At 53.4% G+C, this 24,983-nt stretch carries 20 protein-coding genes, 4 tRNA genes and 1 riboswitch; of the genes, 20 read left to right on the top strand and 4 right to left on the bottom strand.

The annotated features are described in order from the left end of the window. The first annotated feature begins 766 nt into the window (after positions 1 to 766). The 13 genes from ACXKZD_RS18265 (at position 767) to rpoC (ending at position 15,023) form a co-directional block, all read left to right on the top strand. Positions 767 to 842, top strand: a tRNA-Thr gene (locus tag ACXKZD_RS18265). 7 nt (positions 843 to 849) lie between these two features. Next, positions 850 to 934, top strand: a tRNA-Tyr gene (locus tag ACXKZD_RS18260). Between the two features lie 191 nt (positions 935 to 1,125). Continuing rightward, a tRNA-Gly gene (locus ACXKZD_RS18255) sits at positions 1,126 to 1,200 on the top strand. Between the two features lie 5 nt (positions 1,201 to 1,205). Next, positions 1,206 to 1,281: transfer RNA gene (locus ACXKZD_RS18250), tRNA-Thr, on the top strand. 108 nt (positions 1,282 to 1,389) lie between these two features. Continuing rightward, positions 1,390 to 2,574, top strand: coding sequence for an elongation factor Tu (gene tuf, locus ACXKZD_RS18245; protein ID WP_010261012.1), 1,185 nt, complete (start codon positions 1,390 to 1,392; stop codon positions 2,572 to 2,574). A 231-nt stretch (positions 2,575 to 2,805) separates the two neighbouring features. Continuing rightward, complete coding sequence (gene secE, locus ACXKZD_RS18240) at positions 2,806 to 3,189, top strand: preprotein translocase subunit SecE (RefSeq protein ID WP_008927141.1); 384 nt, start codon at positions 2,806 to 2,808, stop codon at positions 3,187 to 3,189. A 1-nt stretch (position 3,190) separates the two neighbouring features. Further along, entirely contained in the window at positions 3,191 to 3,736 is a 546-nt protein-coding gene (gene nusG, locus ACXKZD_RS18235) for a transcription termination/antitermination protein NusG (RefSeq protein WP_003848088.1), read from the top strand. Between the two features lie 147 nt (positions 3,737 to 3,883). Further along, a complete protein-coding gene (gene rplK / locus ACXKZD_RS18230) occupies positions 3,884 to 4,312 on the top strand; it encodes a 50S ribosomal protein L11 (RefSeq protein WP_006121495.1) in 429 nt (142 codons plus the stop codon). A 3-nt stretch (positions 4,313 to 4,315) separates the two neighbouring features. Next, the gene (rplA, locus tag ACXKZD_RS18225; protein WP_010261038.1) at positions 4,316 to 5,020 is read left to right on the top strand and encodes a 50S ribosomal protein L1; all 705 of its coding nucleotides are present in this window, start codon (positions 4,316 to 4,318) and stop codon (positions 5,018 to 5,020) included. 365 nt (positions 5,021 to 5,385) lie between these two features. Beyond that, positions 5,386 to 5,883, top strand: coding sequence for a 50S ribosomal protein L10 (gene rplJ, locus ACXKZD_RS18220; RefSeq protein WP_003848098.1), 498 nt, complete (start codon positions 5,386 to 5,388; stop codon positions 5,881 to 5,883). A gap of 65 nt (positions 5,884 to 5,948) precedes the next feature. Then, on the top strand, positions 5,949 to 6,311 hold the full coding sequence (gene rplL, locus ACXKZD_RS18215) for a 50S ribosomal protein L7/L12 (RefSeq protein ID WP_008927142.1): 363 nt from the start codon (positions 5,949 to 5,951) through the stop codon (positions 6,309 to 6,311). A 330-nt stretch (positions 6,312 to 6,641) separates the two neighbouring features. Beyond that, on the top strand, positions 6,642 to 10,670 hold the full coding sequence (gene rpoB, locus ACXKZD_RS18210; RefSeq protein ID WP_010261046.1) for a DNA-directed RNA polymerase subunit beta: 4,029 nt from the start codon (positions 6,642 to 6,644) through the stop codon (positions 10,668 to 10,670). Between the two features lie 129 nt (positions 10,671 to 10,799). Continuing rightward, positions 10,800 to 15,023 carry a DNA-directed RNA polymerase subunit beta' gene (gene rpoC / locus ACXKZD_RS18205; protein WP_010261049.1) on the top strand — a complete coding sequence of 1,408 codons (4,224 nt, stop codon included), beginning with the start codon at positions 10,800 to 10,802 and terminating at the stop codon, positions 15,021 to 15,023. 55 nt (positions 15,024 to 15,078) lie between these two features. On the opposite strand, the gene ACXKZD_RS18200 is transcribed toward rpoC, so the two are convergent. Beyond that, positions 15,079 to 15,261 carry a DUF1127 domain-containing protein gene (locus ACXKZD_RS18200; protein ID WP_010261051.1) on the bottom strand — a complete coding sequence of 61 codons (183 nt, stop codon included), beginning with the start codon at positions 15,259 to 15,261 and terminating at the stop codon, positions 15,079 to 15,081. A 174-nt stretch (positions 15,262 to 15,435) separates the two neighbouring features. Between ACXKZD_RS18200 and ACXKZD_RS18195 the strand changes: the two genes are divergently transcribed. After that, positions 15,436 to 16,890 (top strand): aminotransferase-like domain-containing protein, encoded by a 1,455-nt coding sequence (locus ACXKZD_RS18195; protein ID WP_010672226.1) that lies wholly within the window; start codon positions 15,436 to 15,438, stop codon positions 16,888 to 16,890. Positions 16,891 to 17,084: 194 nt separating this feature from the next. On the opposite strand, the gene thiE is transcribed toward ACXKZD_RS18195, so the two are convergent. The 3 genes from thiE to ACXKZD_RS18180 form a co-directional block, all read right to left on the bottom strand. Continuing rightward, positions 17,085 to 17,711: a thiamine phosphate synthase gene (gene thiE, locus ACXKZD_RS18190; RefSeq protein WP_488981787.1), complete on the bottom strand. Its 627-nt coding sequence runs from the start codon at positions 17,709 to 17,711 to the stop codon at positions 17,085 to 17,087. A 2-nt stretch (positions 17,712 to 17,713) separates the two neighbouring features. After that, on the bottom strand, positions 17,714 to 19,636 hold the full coding sequence (gene thiC / locus ACXKZD_RS18185) for a phosphomethylpyrimidine synthase ThiC (protein WP_064691049.1): 1,923 nt from the start codon (positions 19,634 to 19,636) through the stop codon (positions 17,714 to 17,716). A gap of 87 nt (positions 19,637 to 19,723) precedes the next feature. Continuing rightward, positions 19,724 to 19,824, bottom strand: a riboswitch (TPP riboswitch). Between the two features lie 152 nt (positions 19,825 to 19,976). After that, on the bottom strand, positions 19,977 to 20,483 hold the full coding sequence (locus tag ACXKZD_RS18180) for an Rsd/AlgQ family anti-sigma factor (protein WP_010261059.1): 507 nt from the start codon (positions 20,481 to 20,483) through the stop codon (positions 19,977 to 19,979). 89 nt (positions 20,484 to 20,572) lie between these two features. Here ACXKZD_RS18180 and nudC point away from each other — a divergent pair, with 89 nt between their 5' ends. The 6 genes from nudC to ACXKZD_RS18150 all read left to right on the top strand — a co-directional run bounded on the left by nudC (position 20,573) and on the right by ACXKZD_RS18150 (position 24,969). Then, positions 20,573 to 21,343, top strand: a complete 771-nt coding sequence (nudC, locus tag ACXKZD_RS18175; RefSeq protein WP_010672223.1) for an NAD(+) diphosphatase — start codon at positions 20,573 to 20,575, stop codon at positions 21,341 to 21,343. A 40-nt stretch (positions 21,344 to 21,383) separates the two neighbouring features. Then, positions 21,384 to 22,451, top strand: a complete 1,068-nt coding sequence (gene hemE / locus ACXKZD_RS18170; protein ID WP_010672222.1) for a uroporphyrinogen decarboxylase — start codon at positions 21,384 to 21,386, stop codon at positions 22,449 to 22,451. Positions 22,452 to 22,453: 2 nt separating this feature from the next. Then, complete coding sequence (nfi, locus tag ACXKZD_RS18165; RefSeq protein ID WP_010261068.1) at positions 22,454 to 23,122, top strand: deoxyribonuclease V; 669 nt, start codon at positions 22,454 to 22,456, stop codon at positions 23,120 to 23,122. A 63-nt stretch (positions 23,123 to 23,185) separates the two neighbouring features. Continuing rightward, positions 23,186 to 23,776 carry a YjaG family protein gene (locus ACXKZD_RS18160; RefSeq protein WP_010261070.1) on the top strand — a complete coding sequence of 197 codons (591 nt, stop codon included), beginning with the start codon at positions 23,186 to 23,188 and terminating at the stop codon, positions 23,774 to 23,776. Between the two features lie 188 nt (positions 23,777 to 23,964). Beyond that, complete coding sequence (gene hupA / locus ACXKZD_RS18155; protein WP_003850136.1) at positions 23,965 to 24,237, top strand: nucleoid-associated protein HU-alpha; 273 nt, start codon at positions 23,965 to 23,967, stop codon at positions 24,235 to 24,237. Between the two features lie 69 nt (positions 24,238 to 24,306). Continuing rightward, on the top strand, positions 24,307 to 24,969 hold the full coding sequence (locus tag ACXKZD_RS18150; protein WP_010261073.1) for a DUF1481 domain-containing protein: 663 nt from the start codon (positions 24,307 to 24,309) through the stop codon (positions 24,967 to 24,969). Positions 24,970 to 24,983 lie beyond the last annotated feature (14 nt).

Genomic DNA, 24,983 nt, shown 5'->3' with positions numbered 1-24,983 from the left:
GACCGCAAATTCATGGCTATCAACCGCGTGTTATCCGATAAGCAGGACAGCACAGGTGAAGTGAATCACGAATCGCTGGTTTATCAGTGAGAACAATGGGCTGGAGGGTATCACCAGTATGGCTTTTAACAGAAGTAAAAAGATAAACGTGATCTCGCTTTCGTCGGCATACCCACAAAACATCATGGTGGCTTTAATTTTTACTGCTTTATCGTTGTTTATGATATTGCAGGTCATCACAGCGCATGTGCGGCTTTTATCTGCTTTTTACATCTGACAACGTCTGAATGACAAAACGCCGCTATAAGGGCATAGAGAGAGGCTGAGGCGGTACAGATTCAATATGTCCCATAAGAACTTCAGCAAAAGAACAAACGGCGTAGAGTCATTTTGAAAGGCTCCACGCCTGGTCATCGTCGTACCGACATAAGGGACACGCATGTCAAAACAGGTCTGCTTTCTACAGAAAAGTGCCTGCACATGAAAAAAAAGCGCAGACGAGGTCAAAAAAGCATCGTTCGGTACAGGCGTGTGAAATAAAAATACTGCCTGCAGATCATTTACCTGCTGAAAAGCGGTCCAGAGAGAGGCCTAAGGCATTAGCGCGAGCCGACTGATCCTATGAAAACAGGACCAGATTGCACAAATATTCTGCACAAAAACACTAAAATGCGATGATTTGCACAAATAGTAAGCGATAGAAAAAAATAAGCGATTTTTTAGTTGCATCCAGAGCCCGACCTTCCTAGAATGCGCTCCACTTGATGCCGGCTTAGCTCAGTTGGTAGAGCAACTGACTTGTAATCAGTAGGTCACCAGTTCGATTCCGGTAGCCGGCACCATCAAGTAGGTGGGATTCCCGAGCGGCCAAAGGGAGCAGACTGTAAATCTGCCGTCACAGACTTCGAAGGTTCGAATCCTTCTCCCACCACCATCTCAACCTCGCGGTTGGGTACACAGATAAACAACCTGTTTATCTGTCAGGTGAGTCAATTATCACCCTGAATTCAGACTGAGCGTTAGCGAAGTCAAAGTCGGTCAGCTTCGCTGACAGGCAGTAGATAGTAGAGAAACATCTCTGTTATCTGCAAGCTACAGAAAGAACAGGTAGCCGAGTTCCAGGATGCGGGCATCGTATAATGGCTATTACCTCAGCCTTCCAAGCTGATGATGCGGGTTCGATTCCCGCTGCCCGCTCCAGATGTGCTGATATGGCTCAGTTGGTAGAGCGCACCCTTGGTAAGGGTGAGGTCCCCAGTTCGACTCTGGGTATCAGCACCACTTCCTTTAATCTCCCTCCTGATTTTCTCTGTAACTTCCTTGCAGTCAGGCATTGCCTGGTTAATGTGATGATATCATTGATATATCCGTGTCTTAGAGGGACTAGCGATGGCTAAAGAGCAATTTCAACGTAACAAACTGCACGTAAACGTGGGCACCATCGGTCACGTTGACCACGGTAAAACCACCCTGACTGCAGCTATCACTACCGTACTGGCTAAAACCAACGGCGGCCAGGCTCGTGCATTCGATCAGATCGACAGCACGCCTGAAGAAAAAGCCCGCGGTATCACCATCAACACCGCACACGTTGAGTATGAGACTGCTGCACGTCACTACGCTCACGTTGACTGCCCTGGCCACGCCGACTATGTGAAAAACATGATCACCGGTGCTGCGCAGATGGACGGCGCGATCCTGGTTGTTGCTGCGACTGATGGCCCAATGCCACAGACCCGTGAGCACATCCTGCTGGGTCGTCAGGTTGGCGTTCCTTACATCATCGTGTTCCTGAACAAGTGTGACATGGTTGATGATGAAGAGCTGCTGGAACTGGTAGAGATGGAAGTACGTGACCTGCTGTCACAGTACGACTTCCCAGGCGATGACACCCCAATCGTTCGTGGTTCTGCTCTGAAAGCGCTGGAAGGCGTTCCTGAGTGGGAAGCAAAAATCGTTGAGCTGGCTGAACACCTGGACAACTACATCCCGGATCCAGTCCGTGCGATCGACATGCCGTTCCTGCTGCCAATCGAAGACGTATTCTCAATCTCTGGCCGTGGTACCGTTGTAACCGGTCGTGTTGAGCGCGGCATCGTTAAAGTCGGCGACGAAGTTGAAATCGTGGGTATCAAAGATACTGCGAAATCAACCTGTACCGGTGTTGAGATGTTCCGTAAGTTGCTGGACCAGGGTCAGGCAGGCGAAAACTGTGGTGTTCTGCTGCGCGGTATCAAGCGTGAAGACATCCAGCGTGGCCAGGTTCTGGCTAAGCCAGGCTCAATCAAGCCGCACACCCAGTTCGAGTCAGAAGTTTACGTTCTGTCTAAAGACGAAGGTGGCCGCCATACTCCGTTCTTCAAAGGCTATCGTCCACAGTTCTACTTCCGTACAACTGACGTAACCGGTTCAGTAGAGCTGCCAGAAGGCGTTGAGATGGTCATGCCAGGCGACAACATCAAAATGGTTGTTACCCTGATCCACCCAATCGCAATGGACGAAGGTCTGCGCTTCGCAATCCGCGAAGGTGGCCGTACCGTTGGCGCGGGTGTTGTTGCTAAAGTTATCGCATAATTACCGATAACGTTTGACGCAATGCACACGGAAAGGGCATCATTTGATGCCCTTTTTGCACGCTGTTTCATAGAACCTGGCTCATCAGTGATTTTTTGAATCATAATCATTGCTGAGACAGGCTCTGTTATGCGGCGTTGGATACCGAGTTACGCCCCAAAAGCTCATTCGGTTTGGACGCCTCGCACTGCGGGGCAGAATAGTTTCTGAATTATTGTGGCAGGTTGGTTTATGAGTGCGAATACCGAAGCTCAAGGGAGCGGGCGTGGCCTGGAAGCGGTAAAGTGGGTAGTAGTCGTGTTACTGCTGCTTGCAGCGATTGTAGGTAACTACCTCTATCGTGATGTGTCACTGCCACTGCGTGCTTTAGCCGTAGTTGTACTGATTGCAGCGGCTGGCGGCATTGCGCTTTTAACGACCAAAGGCAAAGCGACCGTGGCTTTTGCTCGTGAAGCAAGAACAGAAATGCGTAAGGTTATCTGGCCAACCCGCCAGGAAACGCTGCACACCACGTTAATCGTTGCCGCGGTTACTGCCGTGATGTCACTGATTTTGTGGGGGCTGGATGGTATTCTGGTCCGTCTGGTATCGTTTATCACTGGCCTGAGGTTCTGAGATGTCTGAAGCTCCAAAGAAACGCTGGTACGTCGTACAGGCGTTTTCCGGTTTTGAAGGCCGCGTAGCACAATCGCTGCGCGAGCATATCAAATTGCACAACATGGAAGAGCTGTTTGGCGACGTCATGGTTCCGACTGAAGAAGTCGTTGAAATTCGTGGTGGCCAGCGTCGTAAGAGCGAGCGCAAGTTTTTCCCGGGATACGTACTGGTTCAGATGGTGATGAATGACGCCAGCTGGCACCTGGTACGCAGCGTCCCACGCGTGATGGGTTTCATCGGCGGTACATCTGACCGTCCGGCACCTATCAGCGATAAAGAAGTTGATGCGATCATGAACCGTCTGCAGCAGGTCGGCGACAAGCCTCGTCCGAAAACGCTGTTTGAGCCAGGTGAAATGGTTCGCGTTAATGACGGTCCTTTTGCTGACTTTAACGGTGTGGTTGAAGATGTGGATTACGAGAAGAGCCGCCTGACGGTATCCGTTTCCATCTTTGGACGTGCCACGCCGGTTGAGCTCGACTTCGGTCAGGTGGAGAAAGGTTAACCTCTTTCCGCTCACAAATTAGCTGTTGCAGCAGGCGCGAAATTTAACTACAATTTCGCGCCTTTTGTTTTTATGCGCTGGCAACAGCGTGTAAATCGTTATCACGGGGAGCCTTTACAGGCGCTATAACCCAATTGAGGAAATATCATGGCTAAGAAAGTCCAAGCCTACGTCAAGCTGCAGGTTGCAGCTGGTATGGCGAACCCAAGTCCACCGGTTGGTCCAGCTCTGGGTCAGCAGGGTGTTAACATCATGGAATTCTGCAAAGCGTTCAACGCTAAGACCGAATCTCTGGAAAAAGGTCTGCCGACTCCTGTTGTTATCACCGTATACAGCGACCGTTCTTTTACCTTCATTACCAAAACGCCTCCGGCTGCCGTACTGCTGAAAAAAGCAGCGGGCATCAAGTCTGGTTCTGGTAAGCCGAACAAAGATAAAGTCGGTAAAGTGACTCGTGCTCAGGTACGTGAAATCGCAGAAACCAAAGCTGCGGACATGACTGGTTCTGACGTTGAAGCGATGACTCGCTCAATCGAAGGTACTGCTCGTTCCATGGGCCTGGTAGTAGAGGACTAAGAAATGGCTAAGCTGACCAAGCGCATGACCGTAATTCGCGACAAAGTTGACGCGACCAAGCAGTATGATATTGCTGAAGCTGTTGCTCTGCTGAAAGAACTGGCTACTGCCAAGTTCGTTGAAAGCGTTGACGTTGCTGTCAACCTCGGCATTGATGCACGTAAATCTGATCAGAACGTTCGCGGCGCGACCGTTCTGCCACACGGTACTGGTCGTTCAGTACGTGTTGCTGTCTTCGCCCAGGGCGCCAACGCTGAAGCTGCTAAAGCAGCAGGCGCTGAGCTGGTAGGCATGGAAGACCTGGCTGATCAGATCAAGAAAGGCGAAATGAATTTTGACGTTGTTATTGCTTCTCCGGATGCAATGCGCGTTGTTGGCCAGCTGGGCCAGATTCTGGGTCCACGTGGCCTGATGCCAAACCCGAAAGTCGGTACTGTAACGCCTAACGTTGCTGAAGCGGTTAAGAACGCTAAAGCGGGTCAGGTTCGTTATCGTAACGACAAAAACGGCATCATCCACACTACCATCGGTAAAGTGGACTTTGACGCTGACAAACTGAAAGAAAACCTGGAATCTCTGCTGGTTGCGCTGAAAAAAGCAAAACCATCTCAGGCGAAAGGCGTGTACATCAAGAAAGTTAGCCTTTCAACCACCATGGGCGCCGGCGTTGCCGTTGACCAGGCTGGTCTGAACGCAACAGCAAACTAATTGCTGCTTGAAACGGGCGAAAAATTCACCTAGAATCTTACGCCCGTTGTTCTGTTATTAACGGAACAGGACACCAGAGAGCCAGAACTGATTGTTGCGTGTATCGCCTTTCCCTCTGACTCTGCTGCGTCGCACAGAATTTAGGTTGGAGCCAGGCCTTATCCTGGCCTCCGTCCAAGACCGCAGGAGCTGCTTATCTCCGGATATTCCGCTTAATACCCTGCGTAGACGGTGACAGAACCAAAAGAATTTTTTCTTAGCTGGATTCTGCTCACCGTGTTCGAGCGCTTATTTCCCCTTGGGGTGAGTAAGTGAAGTGAGTTCCGGGGAAATCCTTTCCCGGTCAAATCCAGGAGCAAAAGCTAATGGCATTAAATCTTCAAGACAAACAAGCGATTGTTGCTGAAGTCAGCGAAGTAGCCAAAGGTGCGCTTTCAGCGGTTGTTGCGGATTCCCGTGGCGTCACCGTTGATAAAATGACCGAACTGCGTAAAGCAGGCCGTGAAGCTGGCGTTTACATGCGTGTTGTTCGTAACACCCTGCTGCGCCGCGTCGTTGAAGGTACTCAGTTTGAGTGCCTGAAAGACACGTTTGTTGGTCCGACCCTGATTGCATATTCTATGGAACACCCGGGCGCTGCTGCTCGTCTGTTCAAAGATTTCGCGAAAGCGAATGCAAAATTTGAGGTCAAAGCTGCAGCCTTTGAAGGTGAGCTGATCACGGCGGCCAATATTGACCGTCTGGCAACGCTGCCGACCTACGAAGAAGCACTGGCACGTCTGATGTCGACCATGAAAGAAGCCGCTGCCGGCAAACTGGTCCGCACTCTGGCTGCTGTACGCGATGCAAAAGAAGCGGCTTAAGGCCATCTTCTTTTCTTCGTACTTGCTTACGTATAAACTTTTTCTGATTCTTAGGAACAATTGTCATGTCTATTACTAAAGACCAAATTCTGGAAGCTGTTGCAGCGATGTCCGTAATGGAAGTAGTTGAGCTGGTTTCTGCTATGGAAGAAAAATTCGGCGTTTCTGCTGCTGCTGCTGTAGCTGTTGCTGCGGGCCCGGCTGAAGCTGTTGAAGAAAAAACTGAATTCGACGTAGTCCTGAAAGCTGTTGGCCCGAACAAGGTTGCAGTAATCAAAGCCGTACGTACTGCAACTGGTCTGGGCCTGAAAGAAGCCAAAGATCTGGTTGAAGCAACTGGCGTAATCAAAGAAGCGATCAGCAAAGATGACGCAGCTGCACTTGAAGCTGCTCTGAAAGAAGCTGGCGCTGAAGTTGAAGTTAAGTAAGACAGCCTTCGGGTTGCAGTCTGAGTAGTTTCAGGCTGATGGCTGGTGACTTTTTGGTCACCAGCCTTTTTGCGCTACAGGGTCTCAATGGGGTTTCACACTGTTTGTCCATTGTTACTCTTCAATATCTTTCTCTATCGACGACTTAATATACCGCTCTACCTGTGCGGGTTCCCTGCCCTCGCAACAGCGATGAAATGATTTAAGCGTGATAGAAAGAGGTATTGCACTGCTGCTGCGCAGCCAGTGAATCAAACAAAATCGTGTTGCATGAACTGTCCTGTCAGGACGGACAGCGTGGGTCGACTTGTCAGCTAGCTGAGGAACCCTATGGTTTACTCCTATACCGAGAAAAAACGTATTCGTAAGGATTTTGGTAAACGTCCGCAAGTACTGGACATACCTTATCTCCTTTCCATCCAGCTCGACTCGTTCCAGAAGTTTATCGAGCAAGATCCAGAAGGTCAGTACGGACTGGAAGCTGCATTCCGCTCTGTATTCCCTATTGCGAGCTACAGCGGCAACTCTGAGTTGCAGTATGTCAGCTATCGCCTGGGTGAACCTGTCTTTGACGTGAAAGAGTGTCAGATCCGTGGCGTGACCTATTCGGCACCGCTGCGCGTGAAACTGCGTCTGGTGGTCTATGAGCGCGAAGCGCCAGAAGGCACCGTAAAAGACATTAAAGAACAAGAAGTCTACATGGGCGAAATTCCGCTCATGACCGACAATGGTACCTTTGTTATCAATGGTACCGAGCGCGTTATCGTTTCTCAGCTGCACCGTAGTCCTGGCGTGTTCTTTGATAGCGATAAGGGTAAAACCCACTCATCGGGTAAAGTGCTCTACAACGCACGTATCATCCCTTACCGCGGTTCATGGCTCGACTTTGAGTTTGACCCGAAAGATAACCTGTTTGTCCGTATTGACCGTCGTCGTAAGCTGCCGGCCACTATCATCCTGCGTGCGTTGCAGTTCACTACACCTCAGATTCTCGATATCTTCTTCGAGAAAGTGGTGTTTGAAATTCGCGACAACAAGCTGCAGATGGAGCTGGTGCCTGAGCGCCTGCGCGGTGAAACTGCGACCTTCGATATCGAAGCGAACGGCACCGTCTACGTCGAAAAAGCACGCCGTATTACTGCGCGCCATATCCGTCAGCTGGAAAAAGATGGCATTCAGCACATCGAAGTTCCGGTTGAATATATCGCGGGCAAAGTGGTCGCTAAAGACTACATCGATGAGAGCACCGGTGAGCTGATCATTGCAGCGAACATGGAACTGTCACTGGATCTGCTGGCCAAACTGAGCCAGTCCGGTCACAAGCGCATCGAAACGCTGTTCACCAACGATCTGGACCACGGTCCATATATGTCCGAGACCCTGCGTGTCGACCCAACCAGCGATCGTCTGAGCGCACTGGTTGAGATCTACCGCATGATGCGTCCTGGTGAGCCGCCAACACGCGAAGCAGCAGAGAATCTGTTTGAGAACCTGTTCTTCTCTGAAGATCGTTACGATCTTTCTGCTGTGGGTCGTATGAAGTTCAACCGTTCATTGCTGCGTGATGAAATCGAAGGTTCAGGCATCCTGAGCAAAGATGACATCATCGAAGTGATGAAGAAGCTGATCGACATCCGTAACGGTAAAGGCGAAGTGGACGATATCGACCACCTCGGTAACCGTCGTATTCGTTCAGTCGGTGAAATGGCTGAGAACCAGTTCCGTGTCGGTCTGGTACGTGTTGAGCGTGCGGTTAAAGAACGTCTGTCACTGGGCGACCTTGATACCCTGATGCCACAGGACATGATCAACGCGAAGCCAATTTCGGCCGCGGTGAAAGAGTTCTTTGGTTCCAGCCAGCTTTCTCAGTTTATGGATCAGAACAACCCGCTGTCAGAGATTACGCACAAACGTCGTATCTCTGCTCTCGGCCCGGGTGGTTTGACGCGTGAGCGTGCCGGCTTTGAAGTGCGTGACGTACACCCAACGCACTACGGTCGTGTCTGCCCAATCGAAACCCCTGAAGGCCCGAACATCGGTCTGATCAACTCCTTGTCTGTGTATGCACAGACCAACGAGTACGGTTTCCTTGAGACGCCTTACCGCCGTGTTATCGACGGTCTGGTTTCTGACGAGATTCACTACCTCTCTGCTATCGAAGAGGGTAACTACGTTATCGCTCAGGCGAACGCCCCTCTTGATGATAACGGCGCGTTTGTTGATGACCTGGTCACCTGCCGTAGCAAAGGCGAATCAAGTCTGTTCAGCCGCGATCAGGTTGACTACATGGACGTTTCGACTCAACAGATCGTTTCTGTCGGTGCGTCACTGATCCCGTTCCTGGAACACGATGATGCTAACCGCGCCCTGATGGGTGCGAACATGCAACGTCAGGCCGTTCCGACTCTGCGTGCTGATAAGCCGCTGGTTGGTACGGGTATGGAACGTGCTGTTGCCGTTGACTCCGGTGTAACTGCCGTTGCCAAACGTGGCGGTACCGTACAGTACGTCGACGCATCACGTATCGTTATCAAAGTTAACGAAGACGAAATGCATGCTGGCGAAGCCGGTATCGACATCTACAACCTGACCAAATATACCCGTTCTAACCAGAACACCTGCATCAACCAGATGCCATGTGTTTCTCTGGGTGAGCCGGTTGAGCGCGGCGACGTGCTGGCAGATGGCCCGTCCACCGATCTGGGTGAACTGGCACTGGGCCAGAACATGCGCGTAGCGTTCATGCCGTGGAACGGTTACAACTTCGAAGACTCCATCCTGGTCTCCGAGCGTGTGGTTCAGGAAGATCGCTTTACGACTATCCACATTCAGGAACTGGCTTGCGTGTCGCGTGACACCAAACTGGGGCCGGAAGAGATTACCGCTGATATCCCGAACGTGGGTGAAGCTGCACTCTCTAAACTGGATGAGTCAGGCATCGTCTACATCGGTGCTGAAGTGACCGGTGGTGACATTCTGGTTGGTAAGGTTACGCCAAAAGGTGAAACCCAGCTGACGCCAGAAGAGAAACTGCTGCGCGCTATCTTCGGTGAAAAAGCCTCTGACGTGAAAGATTCGTCACTGCGCGTACCGAATGGCGTGTCAGGCACCGTGATCGACGTTCAGGTCTTTACCCGCGATGGCGTGGAAAAAGACAAACGTGCGCTGGAAATTGAAGAGATGCAGCTGAAGCAGGCCAAGAAAGACCTGTCTGAAGAACTGCAGATTCTGGAAGCGGGCCTGTTCAGCCGTATCCAGAACGTATTGATTTCTGGTGGCGTTGAAGCAGACAAACTGGACAAGCTGCCGCGCGAGCGCTGGCTGGAACTGGGTCTGACTGACGAAGCCAAGCAAAACCAGCTGGAGCAGCTGGCAGAGCAGTACGACGAGCTGAAGCACGAGTTTGAGAAAAAACTCGAAGGTAAGCGTCGTAAAATCACCCAGGGCGATGATCTGGCACCAGGCGTGCTGAAAATCGTTAAGGTTTATCTGGCTGTTAAGCGTCAGATTCAGCCGGGTGACAAAATGGCAGGCCGTCACGGTAACAAAGGTGTTATCTCTAAGATCAACCCGATCGAAGATATGCCTTACGATGAAAACGGCACGCCGGTTGACATCGTTCTGAACCCGCTGGGCGTACCATCGCGTATGAACATCGGTCAGATTCTGGAAACCCACCTGGGTATGGCAGCGAAAGGCATCGGCGAGAAGATCAACGCCATGCTCAAAAAGCAGGAAGACGTCGCGAAACTGCGCGAATTCATCCAGCGCGCCTATGACCTGGGTAGCGATCTGCGTCAGAAAGTTGACCTGAACACCTTCTCCGACGACGAAGTATTGCGTCTGGCTGAGAACCTGAAGAAAGGTATGCCAATCGCCACTCCGGTGTTTGATGGCGCGAAAGAGAGCGAAATCAAAGAGCTGCTGCAGCTCGGCGGCTTGCCTTCTTCCGGTCAGATTACCCTGTTTGACGGCCGTACCGGTGAGCAGTTCGAACGTCAGGTAACCGTTGGCTACATGTACATGCTGAAACTCAACCACCTGGTTGATGACAAGATGCATGCGCGTTCAACCGGTTCCTACAGCCTGGTTACTCAGCAGCCGCTGGGTGGTAAGGCACAGTTCGGTGGTCAGCGCTTTGGTGAGATGGAAGTATGGGCACTGGAAGCATATGGTGCCGCGTATACCCTGCAGGAAATGCTTACCGTTAAGTCTGATGACGTCAACGGCCGTACCAAGATGTATAAAAACATCGTTGACGGTAACCATCAGATGGAACCGGGCATGCCGGAATCCTTCAACGTACTGTTGAAAGAGATTCGCTCGCTGGGTATCAACATCGAGCTGGAAGACGAGTAACCCCTTTTCAGGCTGCGGTTCGCCGCCGCCTGAAAGCGCAGGGTTTAAAGCGCTCGCAATTGTACTGGTTACGGGGCGTTCAATTTCGGTTGGACGCCCTCTGAGTCTCACTCCGACGGGAGCTAATCCGTGAAAGACTTACTTAAGTTTCTGAAAGCGCAAACTAAGACCGAAGAGTTTGATGCGATCAAAATTGCGCTGGCTTCGCCAGACATGATCCGTTCCTGGTCTTTTGGTGAAGTGAAAAAGCCAGAAACCATTAACTACCGTACTTTTAAGCCAGAGCGCGATGGTCTGTTCTGTGCCCGTATCTTCGGGCCGGTAAAAGACTATGAGTGCCTGTGCGGCAAATACAAGCGCCTGAAACACCGTGGTGTGATTTGTGAGAAGTGCGGCGTTGAAGTGACCCAGACTAAAGTACGCCGTGAGCGTATGGGCCACATCGAACTGGCGTCGCCGACTGCGCACATCTGGTTCCTGAAGTCACTGCCATCGCGTATCGGCTTACTGCTGGATATGCCACTGCGTGACATCGAGCGCGTGCTCTACTTTGAATCTTACGTGGTAATCGAAGGTGGCATGACCAACCTCGAGAAGCGTCAGATTCTGACTGAAGAGCAGTACCTTGACGCTCTGGAAGAGTTCGGTGACGAGTTCGACGCCAAAATGGGCGCCGAAGCGATCCAGGCCCTGTTGAAAAACATGGATCTGGAGCAGGAGTGCGAGCAGCTGCGTGAAGAGCTGAACGAAACTAACTCCGAAACCAAACGTAAAAAACTGACCAAGCGCATCAAGCTGCTGGAAGCGTTCGTACAGTCTGGCAACAAGCCAGAGTGGATGATCCTGACCGTGCTGCCTGTTCTGCCACCGGATCTGCGTCCGCTGGTACCGCTGGATGGTGGCCGTTTCGCAACGTCGGATCTGAACGATCTCTATCGTCGCGTGATCAACCGTAACAACCGTCTGAAACGCCTGCTGGATCTGGCTGCGCCAGATATCATCGTGCGCAACGAAAAGCGTATGTTGCAGGAAGCGGTCGATGCACTGCTGGACAACGGTCGTCGCGGTCGTGCGATCACCGGTTCCAACAAGCGTCCGCTGAAATCGCTGGCTGACATGATCAAAGGTAAGCAGGGTCGTTTCCGTCAGAACCTGCTGGGTAAACGTGTCGACTATTCTGGTCGTTCGGTTATCACCGTAGGTCCATACCTGCGCCTGCATCAGTGCGGTCTGCCGAAGAAAATGGCACTCGAACTGTTCAAACCGTTCATTTACGGCAAGCTGGAACTGCGTGGCCTGGCCACCACCATCAAAGCCGCGAAGAAAATGGTTGAGCGCGAAGAAGCGGTTGTCTGGGATATCCTCGACGAAGTGATCCGTGAGCACCCGGTTCTGCTGAACCGTGCGCCTACGCTGCACCGTCTGGGTATTCAGGCTTTTGAACCGGTTCTGATCGAAGGTAAAGCGATCCAGCTGCACCCGCTGGTTTGTGCGGCATACAACGCCGACTTCGATGGTGACCAGATGGCTGTTCACGTACCGCTGACGCTGGAAGCCCAGCTGGAAGCGCGTGCGCTGATGATGTCGACCAACAACATCCTGTCACCTGCGAACGGCGAGCCAATAATCGTTCCTTCTCAGGACGTTGTACTGGGTCTGTACTACATGACCCGTGACTGTGTTAACGCCAAAGGCGAAGGCATGGTGCTGACTGGCCCGAAAGAAGCTGAGCGTATTTATCGCGCTGGCCTCGCATCGCTGCATGCTCGCGTTAAGGTGCGTATCACCGAACACGAGAAAAATGAGCAGGATGAGTGGGTTGCTAAAACCAGCATCATCGACACCACTGTTGGCCGTGCCATCCTGTGGATGATCGTGCCAAAAGGTCTGCCTTTCTCCATCGTTAACCAGGCGCTGGGCAAAAAAGCTATCTCCAAAATGCTGAACACCTGTTACCGCATTCTGGGCCTGAAGCCGACCGTTATCTTTGCTGACCAGACCATGTACACCGGTTTCGCTTACGCAGCCCGTTCAGGCGCGTCTGTCGGCATCGACGACATGGTTATTCCAGAGAAGAAAGTGGAAATCATCACCGAAGCGGAAGCAGAAGTGGCTGAGATCCAGGAGCAGTTCCAGTCTGGTCTGGTAACCGCAGGCGAACGTTACAACAAAGTCATCGATATCTGGGCAGCAGCCAACGAACGTGTTGCCAAGGCGATGATGGAAAACCTCTCAACCGAAACCGTTATTAACCGTGACGGCGTAGAAGAGCGACAGGTTTCCTTTAACAGCATCTTTATGATGGCTGACTCCGGTGCGCGTGGTTCTGCTGCACAGATTCGTCAGCTGGCCGGTATGCGTGGTCTGATGGCGAAGCCAGATGGCTCCATCATCGAAACACCAATCACGGCGAACTTCCGTGAAGGGTTGAACGTACTCCAGTACTTCATCTCAACCCACGGTGCTCGTAAAGGTCTGGCGGATACCGCACTGAAAACGGCGAACTCCGGTTATCTGACGCGTCGTCTGGTTGACGTTGCACAGGATCTGGTTGTTACCGAAGATGACTGTGGTACACACGAAGGCATCATGATGACACCTGTCATCGAAGGTGGCGACGTTAAAGAGCCACTGCGTGAACGTGTACTGGGTCGTGTGACCGCTGAAGACGTTCTGAAGCCGGGTACGGCTGATATTCTGGTTCCACGCAACACGCTGCTCGATGAGCACTGGTGTGACGTGCTGGAACTGAACTCAGTCGACAGCCTGAAAGTCCGCTCAGTAGTAGGTTGTGAAACCGACTTTGGTGTGTGTGCGCATTGCTATGGTCGCGACCTGGCACGTGGTCACATCATCAACAAAGGTGAAGCGATCGGTGTTATCGCGGCACAGTCCATCGGTGAGCCAGGTACACAGCTGACGATGCGTACGTTCCACATCGGTGGTGCGGCATCACGTGCGGCTGCTGAATCCAGCATTCAGGTGAAGAACAAAGGTACCATCAAGCTGACCAACGCTAAGTCGGTAACGAACTCGGCAGGCAAGCTGGTGATCACCTCGCGTAACGTTGAACTGAAAATGATCGACGAATTTGGTCGTACCAAAGAGAGCTATAAAGTTCCTTATGGTTCTACCATGGCGAAAGGTGATGGTGAGCAGGTTGCAGCGGGCGAAACCGTCGCAAACTGGGATCCGCATACCATGCCAGTCATCACCGAAGTGGGCGGTTTCATTCGCTTCACGGACATGGTTGATGGCCAGACCATTACCCGTCAGACAGATGACTTAACCGGTCTTTCTTCGCTGGTGGTTCTGGACAGTGCTGAACGTACTGCGGGCGGTAAAGATCTGCGTCCTGCGCTGAAAATTGTTGATGCCAACGGCAACGACGTTCTGATCCCGGGCACCGACATGCCGGCTCAGTACTTCCTGCCGGGTAAAGCGATTGTTCAGCTGGAAGATGGCGTGAAGATCAGTGCTGGTGACACGCTGGCGCGTGTTCCGCAGGAATCTGGCGGTACCAAGGATATTACCGGTGGTCTGCCACGCGTTGCTGACCTGTTCGAAGCGCGTCGTCCGAAAGAGCCAGCTATTCTGGCGGAGATCAGCGGCATCATCTCCTTCGGTAAAGAGACTAAAGGTAAGCGTCGTCTGGTCATCACTCCGCTGGATGGCAGTGAGCCGTACGAAGAGATGATTCCGAAATGGCGTCAGCTGAACGTGTTCGAAGGTGAACGTGTTGAGCGCGGTGACGTGGTTTCCGATGGCCCAGAGTCTCCACATGACATCCTGCGCTTGCGTGGCGTGCATGCGGTGACCCGTTACATCACTAACGAAGTGCAGGAAGTTTACCGTCTGCAAGGCGTTAAGATTAACGATAAGCACATCGAAGTCATCGTTCGTCAGATGCTGCGTAAAGCAACCATCGTGAGCGCAGGAAGTGCAGACTTCCTGGAAGGTGAGCAGGCTGAATTCTCTCGCATCAAGATCTCTAACCGTGATCTGGAAGCGAACGGAAAAGTTGGCGCAACCTTCATGCGTGACCTGCTGGGTATTACCAAAGCGTCACTGGCTACCGAATCGTTCATCTCTGCAGCATCGTTCCAGGAAACCACGCGTGTCCTGACCGAAGCAGCAGTAGCAGGTAAGCGCGATGAACTGCGCGGCCTGAAAGAGAACGTAATCGTGGGTCGTCTGATCCCGGCCGGTACCGGTTATGCGTACCATCAGGATCGTATGCGCCGCAAAGCGGCAGGTGAAGTTCCGGTTGCACCGCAGGTTACTGCGGATGAAGCCTCAGCCAGCCTGGCTGAACTGTTGAACGCCGGTCTCGGCGGCAACAAAGACGATTAATCGTCCTTTGCCTGATAAAAACCCTGCCTCGGCAGGGTTTTTTTTTGTCTCTGATTCAGACATTCCAGTCGTTGCGGCCAAGGCCAATGTCTTTCAGCTGACTGTCACTCAGCTTCGACAGGATGACGCGCGTCTCACGCCTCAGTTGCCAGCGTTTATAACTGCGCCAAAGATAGCGAACCAACTGGTAAGGCGTGCCTGTAAACGGTTTAGCTGCGCGATTCTCGTCGTATCCCATGATAGTGCCCTCAGTGAATTGTCTGAGGACTATTCTCAGCGGATCGCTCTGTATGATACAGACGCAAAAATCACCTTTCTTTAACATACAGATTGCGTTAATGACAATCTGAATGGTAAAAAAGAGGCATAACTGTACCGGTTAATGCTCAGCTCCTGAGTCAGAGGAAATACAATGACGCGATATGAACATCTGGCCACGCTGCTGGCTCAGCGTATTGAACAAGGTTTATATCGCAGTGGTGAGCGCCTGCCCTCGGTACGCAGTCTGAGTGCCGAACATGGCGTCAGTATCAGCACCGTGCAGCAGGCTTATCATCTGCTGGAAGAGAAGCAGATGATTACGCCGCAGTCGCGCTCTGGCTATTTTGTGGCCTCGCGTAAGGCGACGCCCCCTATGCCTGCGCTGACCCGTCCCGCACAGCGGCCGGTTGAGGTAACGCAGTGGGATGCGGTGCTGGAGCTGATTAACAGCCGTCTGGAAGATGATGTGTTGCAGCTGGGAAGCGGCATGCCCGATCTGACCCAACCGACGCTTAAGCCGCTGTGGAAAGCCTTCAGCCGACAGGCTCAGAAGCAGGACATCGCGCTGCTCAATTATGACAACCTCTATGGTGTTCTCGCACTGCGGCAACAGGTTGCACGACTGGCGATAGATAGCGGTTGCCAGCTCACCGCCGATGATATCGTTATTACCACCGGCTGCCATGAAGCGTTATCGGTAGCCGTGCGCGCGGTCTGCGAGCCGGGCGATATCATTGCCGTTGAGTCGCCTTCGTTTCACGGGATCATGCAAACCCTGCGCGGATTTGGCATTCGTGCCATTGAGATCCCAACCGATGCGGTAACCGGCATCAGCCTGGAAGCGCTGGAACTGGCGTTTGATCAATGGCCGATTAAAGCAGTCGTTGTTGTGCCGAACTGTAATAATCCGCTGGGATTTATCATGCCTGAGCCGCGTAAGCGGGCATTGCTGGCCCTGGCGCAGCGGTTTGACGCGGCGGTCATTGAAGATGATGTTTATGGTGAGTTAGCCTGGGAATATCCGCGCCCAGCGACCATTAAAGCGCTGGATCTCGATGGCCGGGTTCTGCTGTGCAGCTCCTTTTCCAAAACGCTGGCGCCAGGTTTGCGTGTCGGCTGGGTTGCACCCGGCCGCTATCGCGACCGTGTACTGCACATGAAATATATCGTCACAGGTTCCACCGCCACACAGCCTCAGCATGCGGTCTCCGAGTTTATCCGCCAGGGCCATTATCAGCCCCATCTGCGCCGGATGCGGCAAATCTATCATCGTAACTATGAAACCTTTAGCTGCTGGGTGCGCCACTACTTTCCCTGCGGCATCTGCGTTTCCCGTCCTCAGGGCGGTTTTCTGATGTGGATAGAGCTCCCCGAAGCGTTTGATGCGGTCCGGCTCAATCGCGAATTGCGCGAGTCAAAAATTCAGATAGCCGTAGGCTCACTCTTTTCGGCCTCGGGTAAATACCGTAACTGTCTGCGCTTAAACTACGGGCTGCCGATCAACGAGCAGACTGAGAAGGCGCTGGCGCTGGTGGGTGCAGCCGTCGAACGCGCCATGCTCTCGTGCCAGCATGAGACGCAGATTTCAGCTTCAACTCTCGCATAGCGAAAAGAAGAAGCAGGGCCGGCAAGAGGAGGGAACCGGCCCTGGTCAGATAACCTTAACCTGACGGAGGCCACGTTAAGGTTTTGGATCAGAGCACGCCAGCGGCAACTTACGCTTTTGCGCACCGCTTTCCCGGCAGAAACGCTGGCGTTACTGGTTTTGCAGCCGCTATGCGGGACAGCTTCCACAAATCCTTATTGGTGAAGCTCTGCCAGCGCCAGCAAAGTACGTGTTGCTTCACGCCAGTCATCTGCCTGGGTAATCGCACTCACCACCGCAATACTCCCTACGCCGGTTGCCAGCACGTCAGGTGCCCGAGCAATTGAGATACCGCCAATTGCCACGGTGGGGATATGCGTCAGGCGCGTCAGATGCCGCTTCAGCTGCTCAATGCCCTGCGGCGCAGAAGGCATCTCTTTGGTCTGCGTCGGGAAAATATGTCCAAGCGCGATGTAAGAGGGCTGGATTGCCAGTGCGCGATCCAGTTCAGCATCGTCATGGGTGGAGAGCCCCAGACGCATTCCTGCCTGATGAATCCGGGCAAGATCGGCAACATCGAGATCCTCCTGACCCAGATGCACGCCATAAGCCTGATGCTTTATCGCCAGCTGCCAATAGTCATTGATAAACAGGCGCGCGTCATAGCGTTTACCCAGTGCAATCGCCTGAGCGATGGCGGGTTCGGCGATCTCATCGGGCTGATCTTTGATGCGCAGCTGCAGTGTACGAACGCCCATCTTCAGCAGGCGCTCAATCCAGTCGGGGCTATCAACCACCGGATAAAGCCCCAGGCGCGGGGCGGTAGCGGGAAATGCGGGCATCGTTACTCCTCCTTAATGGCATCGGCGGGATGATAAAGCTCACCGCCGCGCCGACGAAAACGGTCTGACATTTGCGCCATGCCCACTTCAACGGGCTCGGCGTGCGTATCCTGACGTGCTGCGAACTCGCGCACCTCCTGGGAAATTTTCATCGAGCAGAACTTAGGGCCACACATCGAGCAGAAATGGGCCACTTTGCCCGACTCCTGCGGCAGGGTTTCATCATGCATAGCCCGCGCCGTATGGGGATCCAGCGCCAGATTAAACTGATCTTCCCAGCGGAACTCAAAGCGCGCTTTGGACATGGCGTTATCACGGATCTGCGCACCCGGATGGCCTTTCGCCAGATCGGCGGCATGCGCCGCGATTTTGTAGGTGATCAATCCCTGCTTCACATCCTCTTTGTTCGGCAGACCCAGATGCTCTTTGGGCGTGACGTAACACAACATGGCGCAACCAAACCAGCCAATCATGGCAGCACCGATACCGGAGGTGAAATGGTCATAGCCGGGCGCGATGTCGGTGGTCAGCGGGCCAAGGGTGTAGAAGGGGGCTTCATCGCACAGGTCGAGCTGTTCTGTCATGTTGCGGCGGATCATATGCATCGGGACGTGCCCCGGGCCTTCAATCATTACCTGAACGTCATATTCCCAGGCAATACGGGTCAGCTCGCCCAGGGTACGCAGTTCGGCAAACTGCGCCTCATCGTTGGCATCCTGAATGGAACCCGGACGAAGGCCATCGCCCAGCGACAGGGAGACATCATAGGCGGCGCAGATTTCACAAATCTCCCGGAAGTGCTGATACAGGAAGCTCTCCTGATGATGCGACAGGCACCATTTCGCCATGATAGAGCCACCCCGCGATACAATTCCGGTCAGACGTTTCGCCGTCATCGGGACATAACGCAGCAGCACGCCAGCGTGGATAGTGAAATAATCGACACCCTGTTCCGCCTGCTCAAGCAGCGTATCGCGGAATATTTCCCAGTTCAGCGCCTCGGCTACGCCATTCACTTTTTCCAGCGCCTGATAAATCGGCACTGTACCGATTGGCACCGGGCTGTTTCGCAAAATCCATTCGCGCGTTTCATGAATATAACGACCGGTAGAGAGATCCATCACCGTATCGGCACCCCAGCGAGTCGACCAGACCAGTTTTTCCACCTCTTCCTCAATAGAAGAGGTCACCGCCGAGTTACCGATGTTGGCATTGACCTTAACCAGAAAGTTGCGGCCAATGATCATCGGCTCCGATTCAGGGTGATTGATATTGGCAGGGATAATGGCGCGTCCGGCAGCGACCTCCTGACGTACAAACTCGGGCGTGATACTGGCTGGCAGATGCGCGCCAAAACTGTGGCCGGGATGCTGTTGCAGCAATACCTCACTGCGGATTCGCTCACGGCCCATGTTTTCCCGCAGTGCGATAAATTCCATCTCCGGGGTGATGATCCCCTGGCGGGCATAGTGCAATTGCGTGACGCAGCAGCCTGCGCGGGCACGGCGCGGTGTCGGCAGTTGATCGAAACGCAGATGATCCAGCCCCTCGTCAGCCAGCCGCTGCTGGGTATAGCCTGAGCTGTTCTGTTCGAGAAGTTCGCTGTCGTCGCGTTCAGCAATCCAGCGGGCGCGCAGCTTTTCCAGGCCCCGATGAACATCGATCTGTGCCGCGGGATCGCCATAGGCACCCGCCGTGTCATAGACCGGTACCGCTTCGTTCTGCTCATAGAGAGGCTGTTCTTTGCTGCCGCCGATGTGAGTCGGGCTTAGCACGATTTCACGCATGGGAACGCGAATATCCTCGCGGCTGCCGGTAATCCAGATGCGGCGGGACTGGGGAAATGCACTGCCGCTTTGCAGGGAATCAATAAATTCCTGCGCCTGGGCACGCTGTTCACGACGGGTTGTTTTTTGGTCAGACATAGCAATCATCCTGTTAAGGGGGAACGATGCTTGTCCGGAGTTCGGAAGGAGTAACCGTATAGACAGCGTTAGCATGCTGGCATACAGAGAATATTTACTCTTGTTCCCTTCGCAGGTTCTAACCTGATCAGGTTCCGCGGATCCCGAATTAACGGTCTCAGCCCAACTGGGCACTCCGACAAGAAGCTGTTTTTACGCTGGTGTCTGATAACAGAGCCAGATGTAAAAACCTTATATTTCAAAGCAAAAATCAAAAAGGTTCTTTGGAGCACTCTCCTCAGAACCTGTTCAGCATAAAAGGGCTACGGGATAATCTCAACCCCTTTGCCGGAGATGATGATTAAGCCGGACGCGCGATATGGCTGTCATTGGCAACCGGCGGGGGGACAAGCTGGTTATCCCATGCCAGCTGGATCAGCTTATCTTCCAGCGTAAAGCGTGCTTCCAGCACTTCACCCACTTCGGAGAGTGCCTGCTGGAAGGTCATGCAGTTCTCGTCGTCGATCGCCTGCTGCAGGTGGCCGTCATACAGCTGCATCAGACGCTCAGTATTGGCTTCCAGCGGTGGATAGATCTGTGCGGCGGCAATCATCGGGCTGTCGCCACTCATTTCGCTGATCACGCGTTCATAGATACTGAAGTGACCCGCAGAAAGATAATCGACCAGACCGTGACAGAAGTTGTCCAGAGCCTGCTCATCAAGACGCGTCAGCGCCTCTTTGTTTGGTTTAAGTCCGACCAGGTGATAATAGGTCACCAGTAGCTGACGACGGGCTTCAAGCCACGAATCGACCAGTTCATTACTGCCACCTACGCGTTCAGCCAGGACGTCTAACTGGTTAAGCATATCTAACTCCATGTGAGTTATAGTTGTTTATCTACACACTTAACATCAGGACTTCAGCGTGCGAGTTGACGCTAAGGATGACGAAATAAATGCAATGCGAAATCTCAAGCGTAGACGCTGGATGGTGGATTGTCAGCCATGAACAGAAACTTTGGTTACCACAAGGTGATTTACCCCACGGAAACGCCGAAAAATTTGGTTTGACCGGCAGTAAAGCCCGGACCATCGGTGAGTGGCAGGGCGAAAAAGTCTGGCTGATTTGTGAGCCGCGTTCTGCCGATATGTTCTCAGTACGACAGCTGATCGATCAGGATGTGGCGCTGTTTCAGCTGGTGGGTCGCGGTGTGCAACTGGCGGAATTCTACCGTTCTCATCGCTGGTGCGGCTATTGCGGCCATGAAATGCACCAAAGCAAACATGAATTTGCCTGTCTCTGCAGCCATTGCCGCGAGCGTTACTATCCGCAGATCGCACCCTGCATCATTGTGGCTATCCGTCGCGGTGATGAAATCCTGCTGGCGAATCATGCCCGCCATCGCAACAAGGTCTACACCGTGCTGGCAGGTTTTGTGGAGGTGGGCGAGACGCTGGAGCAGGCCGTTGCCCGCGAAGTGATGGAAGAGAGCAATATCCGCGTCAAAAACGTCCGTTACGTTACCTCCCAGCCGTGGCCCTTCCCGCAATCGCTGATGACAGCCTTTATGGCGGAGTATGACAGCGGCGATCTGCAGCACGACGGTAAAGAGCTGCTGGATGCGGCCTGGTTCCGTTTTGATGAGCTGCCGTTGCTGCCACCGCCAGGCACCGTGGCGCGCCGCCTGATTGAAGATACCGTCGCCCTGTGCCGCGCCGAAGTGTGAAAGTGCTACACTACACGCCTGTTATTGAGAGAGTGTTGAGATGAGTGAACTGAAGAACGATCGTTATTTGCGTGCCCTGTTACGTCAGCCGGTTGATGTCACGCCGGTCTGGATGATGCGACAAGCCGGGCGCTATTTGCCGGAGTACAAAGCGACACGCGCCCAGGCGGGTGACTTTATGTCGCTGTGTAAAAACGCCGAGCTGGCCTGTGAAGTCACCCTGCAGCCGCTGCGCCGTTATCCGCTGGATGCCGCCATCCTCTTCAGTGACATCCTGACCATTCCGGATGCGATGGGACTGGGTCTCTACTTTGAAACCGGCGAAGGCCCGCGTTTCTCAAACCCTGTGACCTGCCGCGCTGACGTTGAGCGTTTACCGGTGCCCGATCCCGAAATGGAGCTGGGCTATGTGATGAATGCTGTCCGTACCATCCGTAAGAACCTGAACGGCGACCTGCCGCTGATTGGCTTCTCTGGCAGTCCGTGGACGCTGGCCACCTATATGGTGGAAGGCGGGAGCAGCAAGGCGTTTACCAAAATTAAGAAGATGATGTATGCCGATCCCGCTACGCTCCACGCGATGCTGGATAAGCTGGCCGACAGCGTCATCCTCTATCTCAATGCTCAGATCCGCGCCGGTGCGCAGTCCGTTATGGTATTTGATACCTGGGGCGGCGTGCTGACCGGTCGTGATTACCGCGAATTCTCACTCCATTACATGCACAAAATTGTCGATGGCCTGCTGCGTGAAAACGACGGTCGCCGCGTGCCGGTGACGCTCTTCACCAAAGGCGGCGGACAGTGGCTGGAAGCGATGGCCGCCACCGGTTGTGACGCGCTGGGTCTCGACTGGACCACCGATATTGATGATGCACGCCGTCGCGTGGGCGACAAAGTCGCCCTGCAGGGCAACATGGATCCTTCTATGCTCTATGCGGCACCTGAGCGCATAGAACAGGAAGTGGCTGGGATCCTGGAGCGCTTTGGCTCGGGCACCGGGCATGTCTTTAATCTGGGTCATGGTATTCATCTGGATGTGCCACCGGAAAATGCGGGCGTCTTTGTTGAGGCGGTACACCGTTTATCACGTCCCTGGCATCAGGAGTAATCATGGATATTGCCGCACTTCGCGCTGAGCAGTTACAACGCGCCGCTGATGTGGTGCGTGAAGATGATTTTGATGTGCTGCCACCCCGCTTTATCGGCGGGGCGGACGTTGGATTTGAGCAGGAAGGCACCATTACCCGGGCGGCGATGGTGATACTGGAGTATCCCTCCTTAAAGCTGGTGGAGCACCGCATCGCACGCGTTGAGACCACCATGCCCTATATTCCGGGCTTTCTCTCATTCCGTGAATATCCAGCGCTGATGGCCGCCTGGCAGATGCTGGAGCAAAAGCCGGACCTGCTGTTTGTGGATGGACACGGTATTTCGCATCCACGACGACTTGGCGTCGCGTCACATTTTGGCCTGCTGGTCGATGTGCCCACCATTGGTGTCGCGAAAAGTCGCCTGTGTGGCCGTTTTGCCGATCTGGATGCGCAGCCTGGCAGTCGTCAGCCACTGATCGACAAAGGCGAGCAGATAGGCTGGGTATGGCGCAGCAAGCTGCGGTGTAATCCGCTGTTTGTCGCCACCGGCCATCGTGTCAGCCTGGATACCGCGCTGCAGTGGGTCGAAAACTGTACGCGTGGTTACCGGCTGCCGGAACCGACCCGCTGGGCCGACGCGGTTGCCTCGAACCGAACCGCTTTCCAGCGCTGGCAAAACGCGCTTTAACACTGTTTGTGCTGCGGTTTTGCAGTTACACTGCGGCCAGCGAAACGAATAAGAGCCACCTTTATGTTACAAAATCCCGTTCATCTGCGTCTGGCGAAGCTGGAAAGCTGGCAGCATCTTACTTTTATGGCCTGCCTGTGCGAGCGCATGTATCCCAACTATCGTGCGTTCTGCGAGCAGACTGAATTTGCCGATCCGGCACTCTATCGCCGTATTCTTGATCTGATCTGGGAAAACCTGACGGTCAAAGATGCGAAGATTAACTTCGACAGCCAGCTGGAAAAGCTCGAAGCCGCCATTCCGGATGGTGATGCGTTTGAGGTTTACGGCGTTTATCCGGCTATCGATGCCTGTGTGGCATTAAGCGAAGTCGTACATGCGCAGCTGAGCGGTGAAACTCTTGAGCATGCAATTGAAGTCAGCGAGACCTCAATTACCACTATCGCCATGCTGGAAATGACCCAGGCTGGACGCGAAATGACCGACGAAGAGCTGCGTGAAAACCCGGCTATCATCGATGAGTGGGACCTTCAGTGGGAGATTTTCCGCCTGCTGGCGGAGTGTGAAGAGCGCGACCTTGAATTGATTAAAGGTCTGCGATCTGACCTGCGTGAAGCGGGAATTAGCAACATCGGTATAAATTTCCAGCAGTAAGGCGATAAAACGTGACTTCAGGCCCGAATTAGCGCGCCTGGAGGCTTCACATTGGCCCCCTGTCTGGTCTACATTTGGGGGGCTGAAAATTGTGGCTATCGGTGCGTGCAGGCAGAAGAGTGCCAGAATATGGCTTTTCCCTCGCACTCGTTGCTTAGCAAGCGATAAATACACTTTAAGGATAACTTATGAACAAGACTCAACTGATTGATGTGATCGCAGAAAAAGCTGACCTGTCTAAAACCCAGGCAAAGGCAGCGCTGGAATCTACTCTGGCTGCGATCACTGAGTCTCTGAAAGATGGTGATGCTGTACAACTGGTTGGTTTTGGTACTTTTAAAGTGAACCACCGCGCTGAGCGTACCGGTCGTAACCCGCAGACTGGCAAAGAGATCAAAATCGCTGCAGCAAATGTACCGGCATTCGTGTCTGGTAAAGCGCTGAAAGACGCCGTTAAGTAAGACGTCGCACTGCGGTTAAGCTTTAAAACAGGGGGCGTTTCGCCCCTTTTGTTTAAGAGGCCAGCCATCATGACCCCGCTGTTTCAGCGTTTATCTGTTCTGTTTCTCTCCCTTTTTCTTTTCGGTTGCAGCTCTACTCCGGATATTCCCCCCTTTTCTGCCAGTGGCTATCTTGCCGATCGTGGTGTTGTTCGTATCTGGCGTAAAAACAGCGACCACCAGTCTGTCCATATCCGCACCTTCTATACGCCGTTCAGTGGGGGTGAGGGTGAAGTGACGGATTATGTCTGGCTGGAAGAGTCGTTGATCAGCATTCAGCGTCAGGTGAAGGGCAACCAGCCTGATGATGTGACCCTGCGCTTTGACCAGGCTGGCGGTCTTAACTTTATGCAGCGCCAGCTTTCAGGCCGGCGTGAAGCGGTCAGCCCGGATGCGGTTGAGCTCTATAAGTTTGATGCCGAGCGGATGCGTAACCTCAGCGATGCGCTATTAAGCGGTCAGGTGTTCCTCAGACAGGGACACTGGCTGGGAAACAATGTGCTGGAGAGTTGCGAAGGCCAGCAGGTCAGACCCGCTTTTGACGCCGACGCTCTGCAGATGCTGACACAGCAGCAACGCCGCGCATCGGCACCGCTGATGGTGTCATGGCTGGAAGCGCCGGAAGGAATACAGCTATTGCGGGTCAGTCAGCAGGATGACTGCTCACAGCAGCCGACAGAAGAAGATATGTGAATTAAAAAGGGGGC

The organism is Pantoea sp. ABR1s (assembly GCF_057812235.1).
Note: the sequence above shows the minus strand (reverse complement) of the source record. Positions and strands in the feature narration are given on the sequence as shown.

Coding starts and splice junctions, on each gene's coding strand:
- tuf (WP_010261012.1), top strand. CDS start 1,390: ATGGCTAAAGAGCAATTTCAACGTAACAAACTGCACGTAAACGTGGGC.
- secE (WP_008927141.1), top strand. CDS start 2,806: ATGAGTGCGAATACCGAAGCTCAAGGGAGCGGGCGTGGCCTGGAAGCG.
- nusG (WP_003848088.1), top strand. CDS start 3,191: ATGTCTGAAGCTCCAAAGAAACGCTGGTACGTCGTACAGGCGTTTTCC.
- rplK (WP_006121495.1), top strand. CDS start 3,884: ATGGCTAAGAAAGTCCAAGCCTACGTCAAGCTGCAGGTTGCAGCTGGT.
- rplA (WP_010261038.1), top strand. CDS start 4,316: ATGGCTAAGCTGACCAAGCGCATGACCGTAATTCGCGACAAAGTTGAC.
- rplJ (WP_003848098.1), top strand. CDS start 5,386: ATGGCATTAAATCTTCAAGACAAACAAGCGATTGTTGCTGAAGTCAGC.
- rplL (WP_008927142.1), top strand. CDS start 5,949: ATGTCTATTACTAAAGACCAAATTCTGGAAGCTGTTGCAGCGATGTCC.
- rpoB (WP_010261046.1), top strand. CDS start 6,642: ATGGTTTACTCCTATACCGAGAAAAAACGTATTCGTAAGGATTTTGGT.
- ACXKZD_RS18200 (WP_010261051.1), bottom strand. CDS start 15,261: ATGGGATACGACGAGAATCGCGCAGCTAAACCGTTTACAGGCACGCCT.
- ACXKZD_RS18195 (WP_010672226.1), top strand. CDS start 15,436: ATGACGCGATATGAACATCTGGCCACGCTGCTGGCTCAGCGTATTGAA.
- thiE (WP_488981787.1), bottom strand. CDS start 17,711: ATGCCCGCATTTCCCGCTACCGCCCCGCGCCTGGGGCTTTATCCGGTG.
- thiC (WP_064691049.1), bottom strand. CDS start 19,636: ATGTCTGACCAAAAAACAACCCGTCGTGAACAGCGTGCCCAGGCGCAG.
- ACXKZD_RS18180 (WP_010261059.1), bottom strand. CDS start 20,483: ATGCTTAACCAGTTAGACGTCCTGGCTGAACGCGTAGGTGGCAGTAAT.
- nudC (WP_010672223.1), top strand. CDS start 20,573: ATGCAATGCGAAATCTCAAGCGTAGACGCTGGATGGTGGATTGTCAGC.
- hemE (WP_010672222.1), top strand. CDS start 21,384: ATGAGTGAACTGAAGAACGATCGTTATTTGCGTGCCCTGTTACGTCAG.
- nfi (WP_010261068.1), top strand. CDS start 22,454: ATGGATATTGCCGCACTTCGCGCTGAGCAGTTACAACGCGCCGCTGAT.
- ACXKZD_RS18160 (WP_010261070.1), top strand. CDS start 23,186: ATGTTACAAAATCCCGTTCATCTGCGTCTGGCGAAGCTGGAAAGCTGG.
- hupA (WP_003850136.1), top strand. CDS start 23,965: ATGAACAAGACTCAACTGATTGATGTGATCGCAGAAAAAGCTGACCTG.
- ACXKZD_RS18150 (WP_010261073.1), top strand. CDS start 24,307: ATGACCCCGCTGTTTCAGCGTTTATCTGTTCTGTTTCTCTCCCTTTTT.